We start from the raw sequence: 15,456 nt of genomic DNA on the forward strand, positions 1-15,456 counted from the left end.
AGTGAAATGAGGTGACAATAGTGGGACAGGAACCACAAATTTTAATTTTAACGGCCGATTACGGAGAAGGTCATCATCAGGTGTCCAAGGTGTTGCAGCAAAGCTTGATTCGCAATGGTTATAGCCAGGTGGCGGTTGTCGACTTGTTCCGGGAAGCTTATCCTGTGCTGAACAAAATAATCCGCTTTCTATACCGGCAAAGCCCGCATGCAGACAGCCTAGGCATTCCCTATTACGGATGGATCTACCATCTGACCAACCGGCTTCCCATGAAGGGAAAGATTGCGGCCTGGATGAACAGTCTTGGCGGCGACAGGCTCAAGAAAATCATCTTCCAGTACCAGCCGGAAGTCATCATTTATACATTCCCATTCGGCAGCTTGCCAAGCAGCGAGGCATTATCTGCGATCCGTCCCCGGACTGCTGTTGTCATAACAGACTTTGACGTTCACCGAAGATGGCTGTTCGCCATGCCGGATCACTATTTTGTCCCTGCCAGCGACGTGAAAGAGGCCATGGTCAGGCAGGGCGTCCCCGAGAGTCGTATTACCGTGACCGGAATTCCGGTCAGGGAGTCATTTTATGATGCGGCAATGATCGGTTCCAGCTCCGTTAAAGAGGCAGATGAGCATGTGATTCTGCTTATGGCCAACGTCTGCGGCACATTACAATCGCTATCGAGGCTCATCGGGAAGCTGCTACTCTTGTCAGGCGTCCGCATTCAAGTGATTTGTGGCCGGCAGAAAAGATGGAGACGGAGACTTGCGGAGAGCTGGGCGGATGATGCAAGAGTGGATGTATTCGGCTTCACCTATCAATTGCATGTTTTGATGAGCAGTGCCTGCTGCGTCATCACGAAAGCGGGAGGCGTTACACTATCCGAGGCGATTCAGGCCGGGGTTCCGATTTTCATCCTAAATCCGTTTCTGGGGCAGGAGAAGGAAAATGCCTTGTATTTGCAGCGCAAAGGAGCGGCAGCCGTGGCCTTTACGATTCATGATCTGGTGTTGCAGATACGAGCGATGATCTCCTCTGAGCCGATCAAGCAGTCAATGATGAACGGGCTGCTCGCAGCAAGGCAGAAAACGTCTGCGGACCATATTGTTCGGCATTTGTTTCCTGAGGCAAGCCCCTTAAGAAGGGGTGGAATATGATGAGCGGGAGGAGCGCGTTCAAGCTTTCTACTCTGATGCTGTTCACAGTGCTTTTTTGCACAGAGTTTGTCCGAAGCGCTTTCTTGTTCTCGTTCCTGCCGAACTTTGCCGTCAACGAATCGGGGCAAACCGTTGCTTTGGTCGGTCTTGCCGTCTCGCTTCATTATACAGCCGATACGCTGATTAAATGTGTGGCTGGATATTTGCTGGACAGGTTTTCGCTGCGCTGGCTGCTGCCCGCCACTTTCGTCCTGATGCTGTCCGGACTAGCCGCTGTGTTCGTTAGTCCATATGCCTGGGGGCTCGTTGCCGGTTCCGTGATGCTTGGGATGGGGGCGTCGCCTATATGGCTCATTTGTCTGGAGAAAATCCGGCTGACGGAGCGGGCAGCCCAGATTGGGGCGATATACACCGTGTGGCTGGCCTGCATCGGTCTGGGGCCGATCACAATCAATCTCACCTTCGATTATGGCTTCGTACCTGCCTTCCGGCTGATGGCTGCGCTGCTCGCCGTCGGCTGCATTGCATCGTTCGGGATTAACAGAACAACCCCCTTGCACCTCCAGAACGTCAGCTTTGCCGAACAAGCGACAGGACTGCGAAGAAGACTCGTTCAGCTGAAATGGCTGCTGCCAGGCATGGTCCTGCAGATGACCGCCGCGGGACTGCTGCTGCCGATACTGCCCGGTTTTGCCGCTGACCATCTCGGTCTGAGCCAGCCGCAATATTCGATAATGCTCATATTCGGCGGGGCCGGTGCGATGCTGTTTCTGGTCCCGATGGGGAAGCTGGCCGATCGATGGGGGCACAAGCAGATGCTGTTCGCCGGTTTCGTATCGCTTACGGTCATATTGGCTCTGTTAATCGTATCCATGCCGCCGCCTGCATTAACGATGCTGTTTGCCTTTATGCTGGGATTGTCTTACTCAGCCGTGCTTCCGGCCTGGAATGCGGTGCTGTCGTACCTTGTTCCGGAGGATCAGAAGGGGACCGGGTGGGGAGTACTCTCAGGGATTGAAGGGCTCGGTATTATGATTGGTCCGGTCATCGGGGGATGGATAGCCAGCCAGTATACGAATGAAACTGCCATTAGCATCAGCGCTGCTTTACTGGCTGTTCTTGCACTTTTTTATTTAATTTTGCCGCAAAACAAGCTTGTTTCGGCTCGCGGGACATTGCAGCACAAGAGGGAGAATGCTCATGGACTTGATCGGGTTAGTTGAACAATTGTTTCACGAATATGGATACCTGGTCTTGCTCATCGGCTTGCAGCTAACTTCATCGCGCTCCCCATTCCGCCGAGCAACAACACCTTGACCTATATCGGTTTCTTAGCCTCTAAAGATGTGCTTCATGGGCTGCTGGCTTTTCTCAAGCAGGACTCCTACGATTGCAATCAAAAAAGAAAGTACACTAGTTTATCCTTACTAACTAAATTGTATTAGCTCTATCAAATAACACAGTTAGAACAACAACTCATTCTGGGCATGTTTCTTTGCCTATCGGTAAAGGTTGTTGTCCTAACACCTTTTGTACTAGAGATCCTTATCTTAGCAAGCATGTCATATAAGACAGTTGACAGTTTGTCATGCGGTATATGTGACAGGTCCAAGTACGATGTCATCAAAAGTTTGGCGGTTTTATCACTGTTCGATTTAACAATATCGGAGGTAAGGTGAGGGGGTAAAGCAGAACAACATTCTAAAATAATAGGAGTGATTGCGTTAAGAAATCATTCACCATTCGAAAAGGAGTAGCACTTCTGACGGGCAATCATTCTGGGGACATACCGGCGGTACTTTCGGATTTGAATCAAGAGCCTTCGGATCTTTAGGCGGGCAGCGTATTTTGGTAACGTGCATCAACTCGGTAGCCCCGGAAGTGGAGCCGGCTCACAATAAAATAATCGATAAGGAGTTTGGCCGTTAAGTTTAAAGCCGACATCGCGCCCTTTATTTGAGGGCGAATGTCGGTTTCTGCTATAATTAACCGTCGTTTTATGCAATCGAGGCACATATGTAAGCATTCAGAAGAAAACGATTTCAAAATAGATAAGATGTACTAGGGACATAACGACGGCGTATTTTATATTCGGTCGGTGAGCTCTACTATCAAAATTCTGTAACTTAACTTTTAAAAACCACAAATATAATAACTGAAATATTACATTTGTAATACATGTGGAAATGAGAAGAGAGGAGGACATCGGGTATAACCTGCTGGCAGGGGTTCAAACAGACGATATATTTTTAGGGAAAGAAGGCTAAAATCTTGAAAAAATACGTATTAAATACAAATAGAATAGCTTTATTTGCGATGACACTCTTTCTTGTGCTGCTCGTTGGCTGTACAAAACAGGGGGCTTCAACTCCGCCGACTGAAAAGGAGCCACCAAACTCAAACGCAGCGAATGTGGTTTTTAAACAGCTTGAAGTCAAGTTTGACGCGCGGCTGGGCGTATATGTTATTGATACGGGAACAGGGAAAGAGGTTGCCTATCGGGCCGATGAACGTTTTGCCTATGCATCCACTTACAAGGCACTGGCAGCAGGCGCGGTCCTGCAGCAGAAGTCTAACGATGAACTGGGCAAAGTCATTAAGTTTGCCAAGGATGATCTGGTCACGTATTCACCGATTACGGAACAGCATGTAGATACCGGGATGAATCTCAAGGAAATCAGTGATGCGGCGATTCGTTATAGCGACAATACGGCAGGAAATTTGCTGCTAAAGGCGCTCGGCGGGCCCGAAGGGTTCGAAAAAGCAATGAGAGACAACGGTGACACTGTGGTTATGGCCAACCGTTATGAGACAGAGTTGAACGAAGCGATTCCTGGGGACCACCGTGATACGAGTACACCCAACGCCCTTGCCAACAGCTTAAAATTGCTGACGATTGACGATTCCATGCCTAATGACAAACAAGAACTGCTTATCGGCTGGTTAAAGGAAAATACTACCGGTGACGAACTAATTCGGGCGGCTGTGCCAGAGGGCTGGGTAGTTGGTGACAAGACAGGCGCAGGAAGCTATGGCACACGCAACGATGTTGCCATCGTATGGCCTCCGGACAGGGAGCCGATCATTATTGCTGTAATGTCCAGCCGTGATACCAAAGATGCAGAGTATAACAATGCCCTAATCGCTGGGGCAGCCAAGGCGGCATTTAAGGCTCTGGAGTAAGCGTAGCAGAGCTGTTGGGTAAGTCGATAGGGCTATTTAAACCAAGCACAAAAGGTCGAGACAAGGGGAAACATGCTCCTGTTCTCGACCTGTTTGCCAAACAGGGAATCGCAAGAATTCCTCTGGATTAGAGTATTCTTTTGATTGGTTTGAAGTTGGGGTTATGCATGCAGCAGCGGAGAGAATGAAGCAATTCCGATAAATCGAAGCGTTCGCATTTGATCCTGAATTTCATCCGCTAAAAATATAATTGAGAAATTTGGGGTCAACAGCGATTGGAGGTTCCTACGATGAAAGAATTGCTGCAAATATGAGAAGCCGAATTCGAAGTAATGAAAATTATCTGGAGTCATACGCCGATCAACACCAACGAAGTCATTGAAAAACTTACCCAGACGAGCAAATGGAGTCCAAAGACGATTCAAACCCTGGGCTGGTAAAGAAAAATACGCTGACCTATAAGAAAGAGAGCAGAGTTTTTGTATATACGCCCTTGATCAAAGAAGATGAATATATCAAGTATGAAAGCAAATCCTTTCTCGATCGTTTTTACAATGGGGCACTGAATTCCATGGTGCTGAATTTTTTGGAGCATGAGCATGTATCCAAAGAAGATATTCATGAACTACGCACACGGAATTGCCTCCTCACGGAAATGAACTTGTGACTTAGTCTGGTCATCTGCACCTTTTCGATAAACATAGACAGATTTGTTCATAAGATCAATATCATCTACATCAAGATTCACAGTTTCAGAAACGCGTATTCCTGAATTAAGGATTAAACTTCTATACAAGCATCACGTACTCGATTAAATTTATATGATAAAAGGGCTCTATTTCTGCCGGCAATGTCTTTTTCGTATCCTTTAATTTATATATTCCACAAATTCAGTAATCTCATTATCTCGAAGCAATTTCCCAGCTAGGATGCTAGCTGCTGTATACTTAGATTTCTTCTTTTTGCGAATATCAACTTTCGCCATCACATTTCCAATTAGTAAAGGATTGAAGTTTTCGTCCTCAGCTTTTTGATTCAAGTAATTAAATAAAGTTCGAAGCGATGATAGCTTTCTTGATACTGTCGTTCTTGAGTTTCCTGCTTTGGTGAGAAGATGAAATCTATATCCGAGAATTGAATTCAATGAAAGCTTCTCAAGAGTTTCTAACGGAATTTGACTAATAGGGCCAGCAGGAGTAAGTCCTTCAGCCAGAAGATAGTTAAAGAAGGTTTCATAATCATATATGTATTCGAGTAGTGAAGAAGGAGAAAGATCAGGAAGCTGGCTTATCATCTTTCTGACCGGATTACACTTGATTTAGCTACATGGGCTAGGAAAAAAAGTAAAAAAAAAGCGTTTCAAAGATTATTGAAACGTTTCCAACTTCGTGTTATTATAATTTTCATAAGAGAGAGGGGGGGCTAAATGCCAAGTATTAAAGATGTCGCTAACCTGGCTGGCGTAGCTGTGGGAACTGTTTCCCGTGTTATTAACAACTCGGGCTCTGTAAAACCAGATACACGCCATAAGGTGGAAAAAGCTATACAAGAATTGAATTATATCCCTAATGAAGTCGCTCGAAATTTTAAGATGAGGAAATCCAAGATGGTAGCCTTGCTACTTCCAAGTATCTGGAATCCTTTTTTTTCTGAACTGGCTTATTACATTGAGGATGAGTTGGATAGGGAAGGCTTTAAGCTCATGCTATGTAATAGCGGTGGCAAGCCCGAAAAGGAACTGTATTATCTGGATATGCTACGGCAAAATAAAGTGGCTGGAATTGTCGGCATTACCTACAATGATATTGAGAATAGCATAAGCAATGACATTCCGATTGTAAGTATTGACAGACACTTTAGCAAAAAAATTACCTGTGTGACCTCGGATAATTATAAGGGAGGGAGTATGGCTTTAAGGGAACTTATTAAAGCGGGAGCCCAGAGGCCGGCTTTTATAGGAAGTGTAACTTCCGTATTTAGTGAAACCATGAATCGAAGAAAAGGTTTCATTGATGAGGCGAAAAAATTAGGTGTCGACTATGTTGTATACGAGAAACCAGACCCTATTGTGAACGACGATGCCTATTTTAGCGAATTTCTACATAAGTATCAGGATGTGGACGGCATTTTCGCTATTACCGATATGTTAGCCGCCAAATATATAGAAAGAGTAGGCAGGCAGGGTATTCGCGTTCCAGAGGATGTAAAGGTCATCGGTTACGACGGGATTCAGAATCATCCTTATTTTCATCCGATATTGTCCACAATCAGGCAGCCAGTGGAGGAAATGGCACGTATGACAATCAGACTGCTGTATCAAAAGATGGATGGTATAACTTTAGATCAGCAAGTGTATCGTCTCCCCGTTATCTTCAGGCAAGGCGAAACTACATGATCTTAAATGTAAAGATATTAGCTCATTTCAGTTGGATCTCTGTTTGAATCTATAAACTCGTCATTTTTTTATAATAAATTGGAAACGTTTCATTTGGAGATGAAACTACTTTGTTAAAAGATCAAAGGAATAAGTTTGGATCAACAAATGCATCGTCTTCCCGTTTTTTTAGACAAGATTGTTTTTGATTTTAGAAAAACTCGAATTCAATCGGTGGTTCATGTATGGCTCTGCCGATTGACGTTTTTTTATATCAAATTGGAAACGTTTCAAAAATGAAAATATCCTATGTCAAGAAAGGGAATGTAATGGTGAATACAAAAATTAGCGAATTAGATCACTCCACGATTAAGCCAAATCGCAAAATATGGAACCAGATCAAACGCGATTATGAACTGTATTTGTTTTTGCTGCCAATCATTATTATTTATCTCGTATTTAAGTACTATCCGATGTATGGAATACAAATTGCTTTTAAGGATTTTTCACCAAGTCGGGGAATCTGGGGAAGCGAGTGGGTAGGCTTTAAGCACTTTATTGATTTTTTCGATTCCTATAACTTCTGGACGATCATGACTAATACGCTTACACTCAGTGTTCTATCGCTTGTATTTAGCTTCCCAGCTCCGATTATTATAGCAATTATGCTCAATCAGATGCTGGCCAAGAGATACAAGAAAATTGTACAAACTGTAATTTATGCACCACACTTTATTTCTACCGTAGTGCTCGTCGGTATGCTTAATGTTTTTCTGTCTCCAAACAGCGGAATTGTGAATCACATCATCACTTGGTTTGAAGGGGACCCCATTATGTTTTTGGCCGACGAAGGGTGGTTCCGTCCTTTGTATATATTATCAGGGGTTTGGCAAGAGACAGGTTTTGCTACCATCATTTACCTTGCAGCTCTGGCAGGGGTCAATCCGGAATTGCATGAAGCGGCGATCATGGATGGAGCAAGCAAATGGAAGCGCGTAATGCATGTGGATATTCCAAGCATTTTGCCGACGATCGTCATCTTATTGATTCTCGCACTCGGCAACATTATGGGCATCGGTTTTGAAAAGGCTTTCCTTATGCAGAACGATTTGAATTATGCCACCTCCAATATTATTCCGACCTACGTTTATGAAATTGGGATCCAAAAAGCACAATACAGCTTTTCTACAGCAATTGGCCTGTTTAATTCAGTTGTAAATATTATCCTGATAGTCACCGTCAACCGGATCGCAAAAAAATTGACGGAAACCAGCCTGTGGTAAGGGGGAGATCATTATGAATCAATTATTAAAGAGAAAAAGTAAAGGAGACTTATGGTTTGACATCATCAACTACGTCATGCTGACCATAGTTATGTTGCTTGTATTATTCCCGCTGTATTTTGTATTGATTGCTTCACTCAGTGACCCCAATCTCATCTACTCAGGTGAAGTATCGTTCTTTCCAAAGGGTTTTACGCTGGATGGATACGGGCGAATATTCAGCGATTCATCTATATGGATTGGATATGCCAATTCGATTTTATATGCGAGTCTAGGAACCTTAATCGGAGTTGCCGTGACCGTATGTGCAGCTTACCCGTTAGCCCGTAAAGGACTGGCTGGAAAGCCGGTGATAATGTGGTTTTTACTGATCTCCATGTTTTTTAGTGGGGGGTTGATCCCAACCTATTTGCTGATCAAAGATCTTCATATGCTGAATACGATCTGGGCACTTGTTATTCCTGGAGCGGGAGGTGTGTTTAATGTCATTATCGTAAGGACTTTTTTTCAGTCGACCATCCCGGATGAAATGTGGGAGGCCGCTTCCATTGATGGTTGTACCAATACCAGATTTTTTTGGAGCATTGTATTGCCTTTGTCTAAGTCCGTTATAGCCGTAATGGTACTGTATCATGTTGTCGGGTTCTGGAATGGTTTCTTTGACGCTTTGATTTACTTAAACGATGAAAGCAAGTATCCATTACAACTGGTCCTTCGCAACATTCTTGTCCAGAATCAGGCCAACTCGAGCATGATGATCGATGTGGAATCCTACGCAGCAAAGATGCGCGTTACAGAGCTTATCAAATATGGTGTCATCATGGTATCCAGCCTACCGTTGCTGATTTTGTATCCTTTCCTCCAAAAATACTTTGTAAAAGGCGTGATGATCGGCTCGATCAAAGGCTAACATTGCCAGGGTGCCTGAAAGGGGGAATGTGCAACAGAATACCTAAATTCAGCATTCAGACAAGTAAATAACAAGGACAAGGGAAGTTCTCAGCTTGTGGACTGACATAAGGAGGTTATGTACGATGAAATTATTCAAAAGGGCTGGAATTCTAATGCTGGCTGGAGTGTTTGCTCTTAGCGGATGTTCGGGTGGCGGTGGCGAGTCAAAAAATCAGACGGTGAATCCGGATCAGGATGCAAATTTTAATAAAACCGGTCTTCCGATTGTTAAAGAAGCGGTGACATTAAAGATGGTATCCCCAAAAGCTGCTTTAGCGCCAGATTACTCGAAAATGGAAATATTTAAGCGGCTGGAAAACCAAACAAACGTAAAAATTGATTGGGAAAACATTCCGGACACTGACTTTGCAGAAAAGAAAAATTTGTTGTTGGCCAGCGGAGATTTGCCAGATGCCTTTTACGGAGCCGGATTCACAGATTACGAGCTAATCAATTACGGTAAAGACGGAACCATTATTCCGCTGGAGAATTTAATTGATCAATATGCGCCTAATTTGAAAGCGCTTCTTGATCGTCGGCCTGACATTAAACTAGCCATCACAGCACCAGACGGTCACATCTATGGGCTGCCGTCGTGGGAAGAGAATAAGCTCGATACCAACCCCTTCTTTCACGTCATCAATAAAAATTGGCTCGATAAACTGGGTTTAAAAGTACCTCAAACGCTGGACGAATACACGCAGGCTTTGATTGCCTTTAAAACGAAGGACCCGAACGGCAATGGCAAGGCTGATGAAATCCCATTAAGCTTTATGCACATGCAGTGGTGTAGTGACATTGCTGGCATATTCGGTGCTTTCGGTATTCCGGATAATTTGGAACATCGGATCGTCCGCGAAGGTAAAGTAATCTTTACCGCTTCGCAACCTCAATATAAGGAAGCATTAAAATATATCCATGATAACTGGTATAAGCAGGGGTTGATTGACCCTGAATCGTTCACCCAGGATGCCGCTCAGTATTTAGCAAAAGGCAAAACACCAGATGAAACGCTCGGCTCCTACGTTTGGTGGGAAGTTGAAGAAGTTGTCGGACCGGAGCGTAGTAAGGATTATGCTCTGCTGCCCCCGCTTAAAGGCCCAAATGGAGATCAAATGATTGGTCGCAACAACGGCGGCGGTCCGGGACGAGGTAGCTTCGTGATTACAAAAGAGAACCGTTATCCGGCAATGACGATGCGTTGGATCGATCAACAGTATGACCCTTACATGGCGGCTCAAATTCACTGGGGTCCGTTGGATGTCGTATTCAAGAAGGACGAAAAAGGAAAATTGGTGAACCTGCCGCTTCCCCAAGGAGTCTCCGCAGGTGAATTCCGTCAAAAAGTGGCTCCTGGCACAGGAAATCCGGGCGTCATTACTTTCGATGACTTCGGAAAAGTTGTTGATATGGAACCCCGAGCTCAGAAGCGTGCTGAGTATTTGGAGAAATATTACACTCCATATATGAAAAAGGAAAACTATCCGAGCATCTTCTTTGAACCGGACGAACTAGATAAAATCAATCGGATCGAGCCAGAACTTATTAAATATGTAAATACCCAAAGAGGCAAGTTCATCGTCGATGGCGAGGTAGATGAAAAGTGGGACAGCTATATGAAGACACTCGAGAAGATGGGGCTAAACGAATTAATGGAGATCTATCAAAAAGGGTTGGACCGATATAATGCAAATTTAAAAAATAAATAATCAAACGATAGGTGGGGAGAAAACTGTGCTTGATGTAATAACCATTGGGGAAGTATTGATAGACTTTACGCCATCAGATCGTACAGCGGGAGGCAACGAGCAGTTTGAATGCAATCCTGGAGGGGCTCCGGCTAACGTAGCAGCTGCTCTATCCCGTTTAGGAGCTAGAGCGACATTGATTAGCAAAGTAGGGGATGATCAATTCGGTTCCTTGCTGCACGATACCTTGATGAACGGCGGCATCGACGTGTCTGCGTTTACGTTTACAAATGAAGCTAATACAACGCTGGCATTTGTTCATCTGGATGACAACGGAGACCGATCGTTCAGCTTCTACCGGAAACCAGGAGCGGATACATACTTGCGCACGCAGGATGTCCCGTTCGATAGGATTGAAAACTGCCATGCACTGCACTTTGGTTCTTTGTCGATGACCCATGAGCCGGCCCGTACGGCAACAAGAGCGGCAGTTGTGAAGGCTAAAGAGGCAGGAGTCCTGCTTTCATTCGATCCAAATATCCGGTTTGCTTTATGGGAGAGTAAAGAGGAAGTGAAACAGAATATCCTTTGGGGCATGAAGTATGCCGACATCCTGAAAATATCAGAAGATGAGCTCCACTTTATAGCGGGTACAACTGATGTGGAAAAAGGCTCGCTAGAGTTGCAACAGCAATTCGGCATCGCCGGGATCTTCGTAACTTTAGCGGAAAAAGGCTGCTATTACCGATTAGCTGGTCATGACGGATATGTGCCGGGTTTTCAAGTAGAGGTCACTGATACGACAGGAGCCGGCGACGCTTTTCTGGGCTGCTTGTTATATAAGATACTGAAAGCCGGTATTTCTTTGAATCAGCTGACCAAACAGCAAATCATCGGTATGCTAACTTTTGCTAATGCCGGCGGTGCATTAGTAACCACACGGAAAGGGGCTCTTCAATCTATGCCGACGACAGATGAAATTACCCAGATAATCGAGACAAATAAACAGCACGATGATGATAGATTTAGGCCGGGTTTTCATTTTTCACCTCACTCCCATTGGTTGAATGATCCCAACGGATTAGTCTATTACGAAGGAGTCTATCATCTGTTTTATCAGCACCATCCTTATAGTAACCAATGGGGATCAATGCACTGGGGTCATGCTGTAAGCCAAGACCTGGTTCATTGGGAGCATATGCCTATCGCTCTGTTCCCGGATGAGCATGGCGCTATTTTCTCTGGTTGCTGTGTGGTTGACTGGAATAATAGCAGCGGACTGTTCGATGGTTCCCATGGATTGATCGCACTCTTCACTCATGCAGACAGCTGTCCGGAGACCGGACAACCTCGCCAGCGGCAAAGCCTGGCTTATAGCAGCGATAAAGGCCGGACTTGGCACAAATATGAGGGGAACCCAATACTCGACGAGCATGATCTGGTCGACTTCCGGGACCCCAAGGTGTTCTGGCATTCGCCAAGTGAATCATGGATTATGGCTCTTGTCGCGGGAGACCACGTTCGGTTTTATCGTTCCGACAATTTGCGTGAATGGTCGTTGTCAGGCGAATTCGGAAAGAGTGAAGGCTCGCATGACGGAGTTTGGGAATGCCCTGATCTCTTTGAATTGCCGGTTGATGACAGCGGACATTCCAAATGGGTACTTATCATAAGCATCGGAGATAATCCCAACTGTCCGGAAGGCTCACGCACGCAATACTTTATCGGAGAGTTCGACGGAAATACGTTCATCAATGACCATCCGGCCGATCATATCCTGTGGCTGGATTATGGCCGGGACAATTATGCGGGGGTCACCTGGTCGGATATAGCTGAGCAGGACGGACGGCGTGTGATCATCGGATGGATGAGCAACTGGAAATATGCTAACCAAACGCCTACCGGGGCCTGGAGAGGCACAATGACTCTGCCTCGCGTCTTGTCATTGACCAGCCGAGACGAGGACGTAGTTCTGACCCAAATGCCTGTTCGGGAAATAGAGCAACTGCGGAAAGGAACGCTCTGCTGGAATGAGGTTAAGGTTACGCCAGAGGTGCCGTTTACGCAAAAAACGAATGATGTTCTGCTTGAAATTGAAGCGGATATCGACATTCGTTCCGAAGACGAGGTTCATATTAAAATGAAGTCCTCTGGGCAAAGTGAGACTATTATCGGTTATGACCCTGTGCGCCAATGGCTATTCATCGACCGCTCGAAATCGGGCCTGACTGATTTCCATCCATCGTTTGCGTGCAAGCACGGTGCTAGAATGGTTTCGGAGAATGGGAAGATCAAGCTGCATATCTGGCTGGATCGCAACGCGGTTGAAGTGTACGCGAATGAGGGCTTGGTTGCACTGACGGATCAAATATTCCCTGATGCTCCGATGGATCGTATTGAGATAAGTGCGAAATCAGGGGAAGTTGTAGTGAACTCGTTTTATATGCATGCTCTTAACTCCATTCATATTCCCAATGGTCCAACGCAGCAGACATCAAGGAGGATTGAAGTATGAGTCATGCAACCGATAATCGGGGATTGATCATGTATTGGGCTTTCAATGAAGGAACCGGTACAAGCGCTCTGGAGAGCGTATCCCAAGTCCAGGATAATATCCAGTACGTATTTAACCAAGCGGAGTTTACTCAACCTTGCCCTCCACGATGGAGACAGGGGGTAAGTGGAAATGGGCTTCTGTTCGATGGTTATTCGACTTACATTGCGCATTCGTTCGATGAGGGAAATCAGAACACCGAGCCAGAGAATCGATCAGCGTTAAGCATAGGAGTATGGGTAGCCCCACACTCCTATGAATGGGGGGATGATGGCAAATTGTCCGCCATCGTGAACCGCTACAACCTGGATCGCAAGCAGGGTTATCTGCTCGGCATGTTCCGTCACGGTTCCTGGTCCTTCCAAGTCGGGCTGGAAGGAGGAGACTGGAAGGAACTTTGGTCGCCGGACGGCCATGAACTGCCCAAGAATGAATGGTCATACGTGAATGCTGTGTTCGATGGGAACCAAGGGGAAATCAAGCTGTATTTAAACGGCAGTGAAATCGCTTCAGCTGCCGTGCCTCGTGGTTCCCGTCTGGCTGAGGCGGCGGACACGGATCTTCTGATTGGAAAGAATAACCATAGCAGCCTGCTGGCGGAAGTGTTCAGCCTGCACATGTTTAGCGGTATCATTGATGAACTCAAGATTTATAATCGGGCGCTGAGCGCGGAAGAAGTGGCCGCTTCTTATCGTCATGTGCTGGACACCTTTCATGAAGGTATCCAGCCACAATTAAACTATGACGAGATCAAGCTAGACCGGACGCCACTGCTACTTGATCGGCACAGACCGCAATATCATGTTAGCCCACCGGCCCATTGGATGAACGAACCCCATGCACCGATCTATTTTGACGGGCAATATCATTTGTTCTATCAGCATAATCCGCAGGGACCGTTCTTTCATCAGATCCATTGGGGGCATTGGGTAAGTCAGGATTTGGTGCATTGGCGTGATCTACCCGTGGCTCTGGCGCCCGAAAAGGATCAGCTCGCACCGGACGGGATCTGGTCGGGAAGCGCAACCTATGATGCTGACGGACTTCCTGTCTTGTTCTTTACGGCAGGTAATGACAGCGCTTCTCCGAATCAGAGCGTAGCGCTTGCCCGAAGCACTTATACCCTTGACGGAAACCCGGATCTGGTTCAGTGGGTCAAACATCCAGAGCCGTTGATCGTGCAGAAGAAGGGAATGGGCGCATTTGGGGATTTCCGAGATCCATTCGTATGGAAGGACGACGACGGCTGGTATGCTCTGGTCGGGTCCGGAATTGAAGGTGGAGCAGCACTAGCATTTGCGTCACAGGATATGCTGAACTGGACGTATAAAGGACCGTTTTTTAAAGCGGATATTCAGAAGTTTCCTTACCTTGGACCCATCTGGGAGCTCCCTGTGCTTCTTCCCCTTGGCAGGGACAAGCAGGGGGTGAACAAACATCTACTGCTTGTCAGCCCTGTGGGGAAGGGAGCGGATGTTGAGGTGTTCTATTGGATCGGACAACTTGACAAGCAAAATCTTTCGTTCATCCCCGATCAAGAAGAGCCTCAATTGATTGATGTCGGGGATTTCCATTTTACCGGACCGAGCGGAATGGTTGATCCGAAGACCGGTAGAAATATCGTCTTTACGATAGCCCAAGGCGACCGGACGTCCGAGATAGAATATAAGTCGGGTTGGGCTCATAACGGAGGCTTGCCGTTAAGCGTGTATTTGAGGGATGACGGACGTCTGGGAATAGAGCCGATTCAGGAGCTTCAATCGCTGCGTGGCCCCAAGCGGCTATCACTTCGGGACCAGTCATTGGCTGAAACTAATGTACAGCTTAGGAATGTTCATGGTGACATGCTTGAGATTCAATTGGAATTAGAGCCCGGCAGCGCCAAAAAATTCGGAATCAAGGTCCGTTGTACACCAGACGGAGAGGAAGAAACTCTGCTGTATTATGATTGGAATCAAGCGATGCTCTTGGTCGACCGGTCGAAAACGACGCTGCACCCGGGAGAAAAGTGCGGAGGGGTCCAAGGTGGGAAGTTGGAGCTACTTGGGGAAAATCTGAAGCTCCACATTTATTTGGATCGCTCCATGGTCGAAGTCTATGCAAACGGATTGAAAAGCCTGACAACCCGGGTATATCCGAGCCGTATGGATGCTTTGGGACTCGAGATTTGGGGAGATGGAGAACCGTTTGTTAAATCCTTGGATATATGGGATATGCAGTCCATTTGGTAAGACGGTTGATTAGGCGCTCCTTACGAATGGGGTATGCA

The 15,456-nt window shown here is 46.1% G+C and carries 11 protein-coding genes and 2 pseudogenes; 11 read left to right on the top strand and 2 right to left on the bottom strand.

The features are described 5' to 3' along the window. Positions 1-20: 20 nt before the first annotated feature. The 5 genes and pseudogenes from ACXHJ2_RS10410 (at position 21) to ACXHJ2_RS10430 (ending at position 5,004) form a co-directional block, all read left to right on the top strand. Complete coding sequence (locus ACXHJ2_RS10410) at positions 21-1,154, top strand: MGDG synthase family glycosyltransferase (protein WP_165083959.1); 1,134 nt, start codon at positions 21-23, stop codon at positions 1,152-1,154. A 35-nt stretch (positions 1,155-1,189) separates the two neighbouring features. After that, positions 1,190-2,377, top strand: a complete 1,188-nt coding sequence (locus ACXHJ2_RS10415; RefSeq protein WP_238791136.1) for an MFS transporter — start codon at positions 1,190-1,192, stop codon at positions 2,375-2,377. A gap of 535 nt (positions 2,378-2,912) precedes the next feature. After that, positions 2,913-3,083: pseudogene (locus ACXHJ2_RS10420) on the top strand (serine hydrolase domain-containing protein); the annotation flags it as partial. Positions 3,084-3,470: 387 nt separating this feature from the next. Next, the gene (gene bla / locus ACXHJ2_RS10425) at positions 3,471-4,337 is read left to right on the top strand and encodes a class A beta-lactamase (protein WP_058830893.1); all 867 of its coding nucleotides are present in this window, start codon (positions 3,471-3,473) and stop codon (positions 4,335-4,337) included. 332 nt (positions 4,338-4,669) lie between these two features. Beyond that, positions 4,670-5,004, top strand: a pseudogene (locus ACXHJ2_RS10430) (BlaI/MecI/CopY family transcriptional regulator). Here ACXHJ2_RS10430 and ACXHJ2_RS10435 read toward each other — a convergent pair. Together ACXHJ2_RS10435 and ACXHJ2_RS10440 are read right to left on the bottom strand one after the other, a co-directional pair. Beyond that, positions 4,963-5,085, bottom strand: a complete 123-nt coding sequence (locus ACXHJ2_RS10435; protein ID WP_235329985.1) for a hypothetical protein — start codon at positions 5,083-5,085, stop codon at positions 4,963-4,965. The pseudogene ACXHJ2_RS10430 and the gene ACXHJ2_RS10435 sit on opposite strands and share 42 nt — an antisense overlap. Before the next feature lie 120 nt (positions 5,086-5,205). After that, the gene (locus ACXHJ2_RS10440; protein WP_058830804.1) at positions 5,206-5,631 is read right to left on the bottom strand and encodes a site-specific integrase; all 426 of its coding nucleotides are present in this window, start codon (positions 5,629-5,631) and stop codon (positions 5,206-5,208) included. Positions 5,632-5,763: 132 nt separating this feature from the next. Between ACXHJ2_RS10440 and ACXHJ2_RS10445 the strand changes: the two genes are divergently transcribed. The 6 genes from ACXHJ2_RS10445 to ACXHJ2_RS10470 all read left to right on the top strand — a co-directional run bounded on the left by ACXHJ2_RS10445 (position 5,764) and on the right by ACXHJ2_RS10470 (position 15,418). Continuing rightward, positions 5,764-6,732: a LacI family DNA-binding transcriptional regulator gene (locus tag ACXHJ2_RS10445; protein ID WP_013371291.1), complete on the top strand. Its 969-nt coding sequence runs from the start codon at positions 5,764-5,766 to the stop codon at positions 6,730-6,732. Positions 6,733-7,040: 308 nt separating this feature from the next. After that, the gene (locus tag ACXHJ2_RS10450) at positions 7,041-7,994 is read left to right on the top strand and encodes an ABC transporter permease (protein WP_238791134.1); all 954 of its coding nucleotides are present in this window, start codon (positions 7,041-7,043) and stop codon (positions 7,992-7,994) included. 13 nt (positions 7,995-8,007) lie between these two features. Beyond that, positions 8,008-8,904: a carbohydrate ABC transporter permease gene (locus ACXHJ2_RS10455; protein WP_058830803.1), complete on the top strand. Its 897-nt coding sequence runs from the start codon at positions 8,008-8,010 to the stop codon at positions 8,902-8,904. Between the two features lie 124 nt (positions 8,905-9,028). After that, positions 9,029-10,654, top strand: a complete 1,626-nt coding sequence (locus tag ACXHJ2_RS10460) for an ABC transporter substrate-binding protein (protein WP_058830802.1) — start codon at positions 9,029-9,031, stop codon at positions 10,652-10,654. Between the two features lie 25 nt (positions 10,655-10,679). Beyond that, positions 10,680-13,148 (top strand): PfkB family carbohydrate kinase, encoded by a 2,469-nt coding sequence (locus ACXHJ2_RS10465; protein ID WP_165083955.1) that lies wholly within the window; start codon positions 10,680-10,682, stop codon positions 13,146-13,148. After that, positions 13,145-15,418: a GH32 C-terminal domain-containing protein gene (locus tag ACXHJ2_RS10470; protein WP_040103700.1), complete on the top strand. Its 2,274-nt coding sequence runs from the start codon at positions 13,145-13,147 to the stop codon at positions 15,416-15,418. The genes ACXHJ2_RS10465 and ACXHJ2_RS10470 overlap by 4 nt, the downstream gene beginning before the upstream one ends. Positions 15,419-15,456: the final 38 nt, after the last annotated feature.

The sequence above is a fragment of the Paenibacillus sp. ALE3 genome, assembly GCF_054113405.1.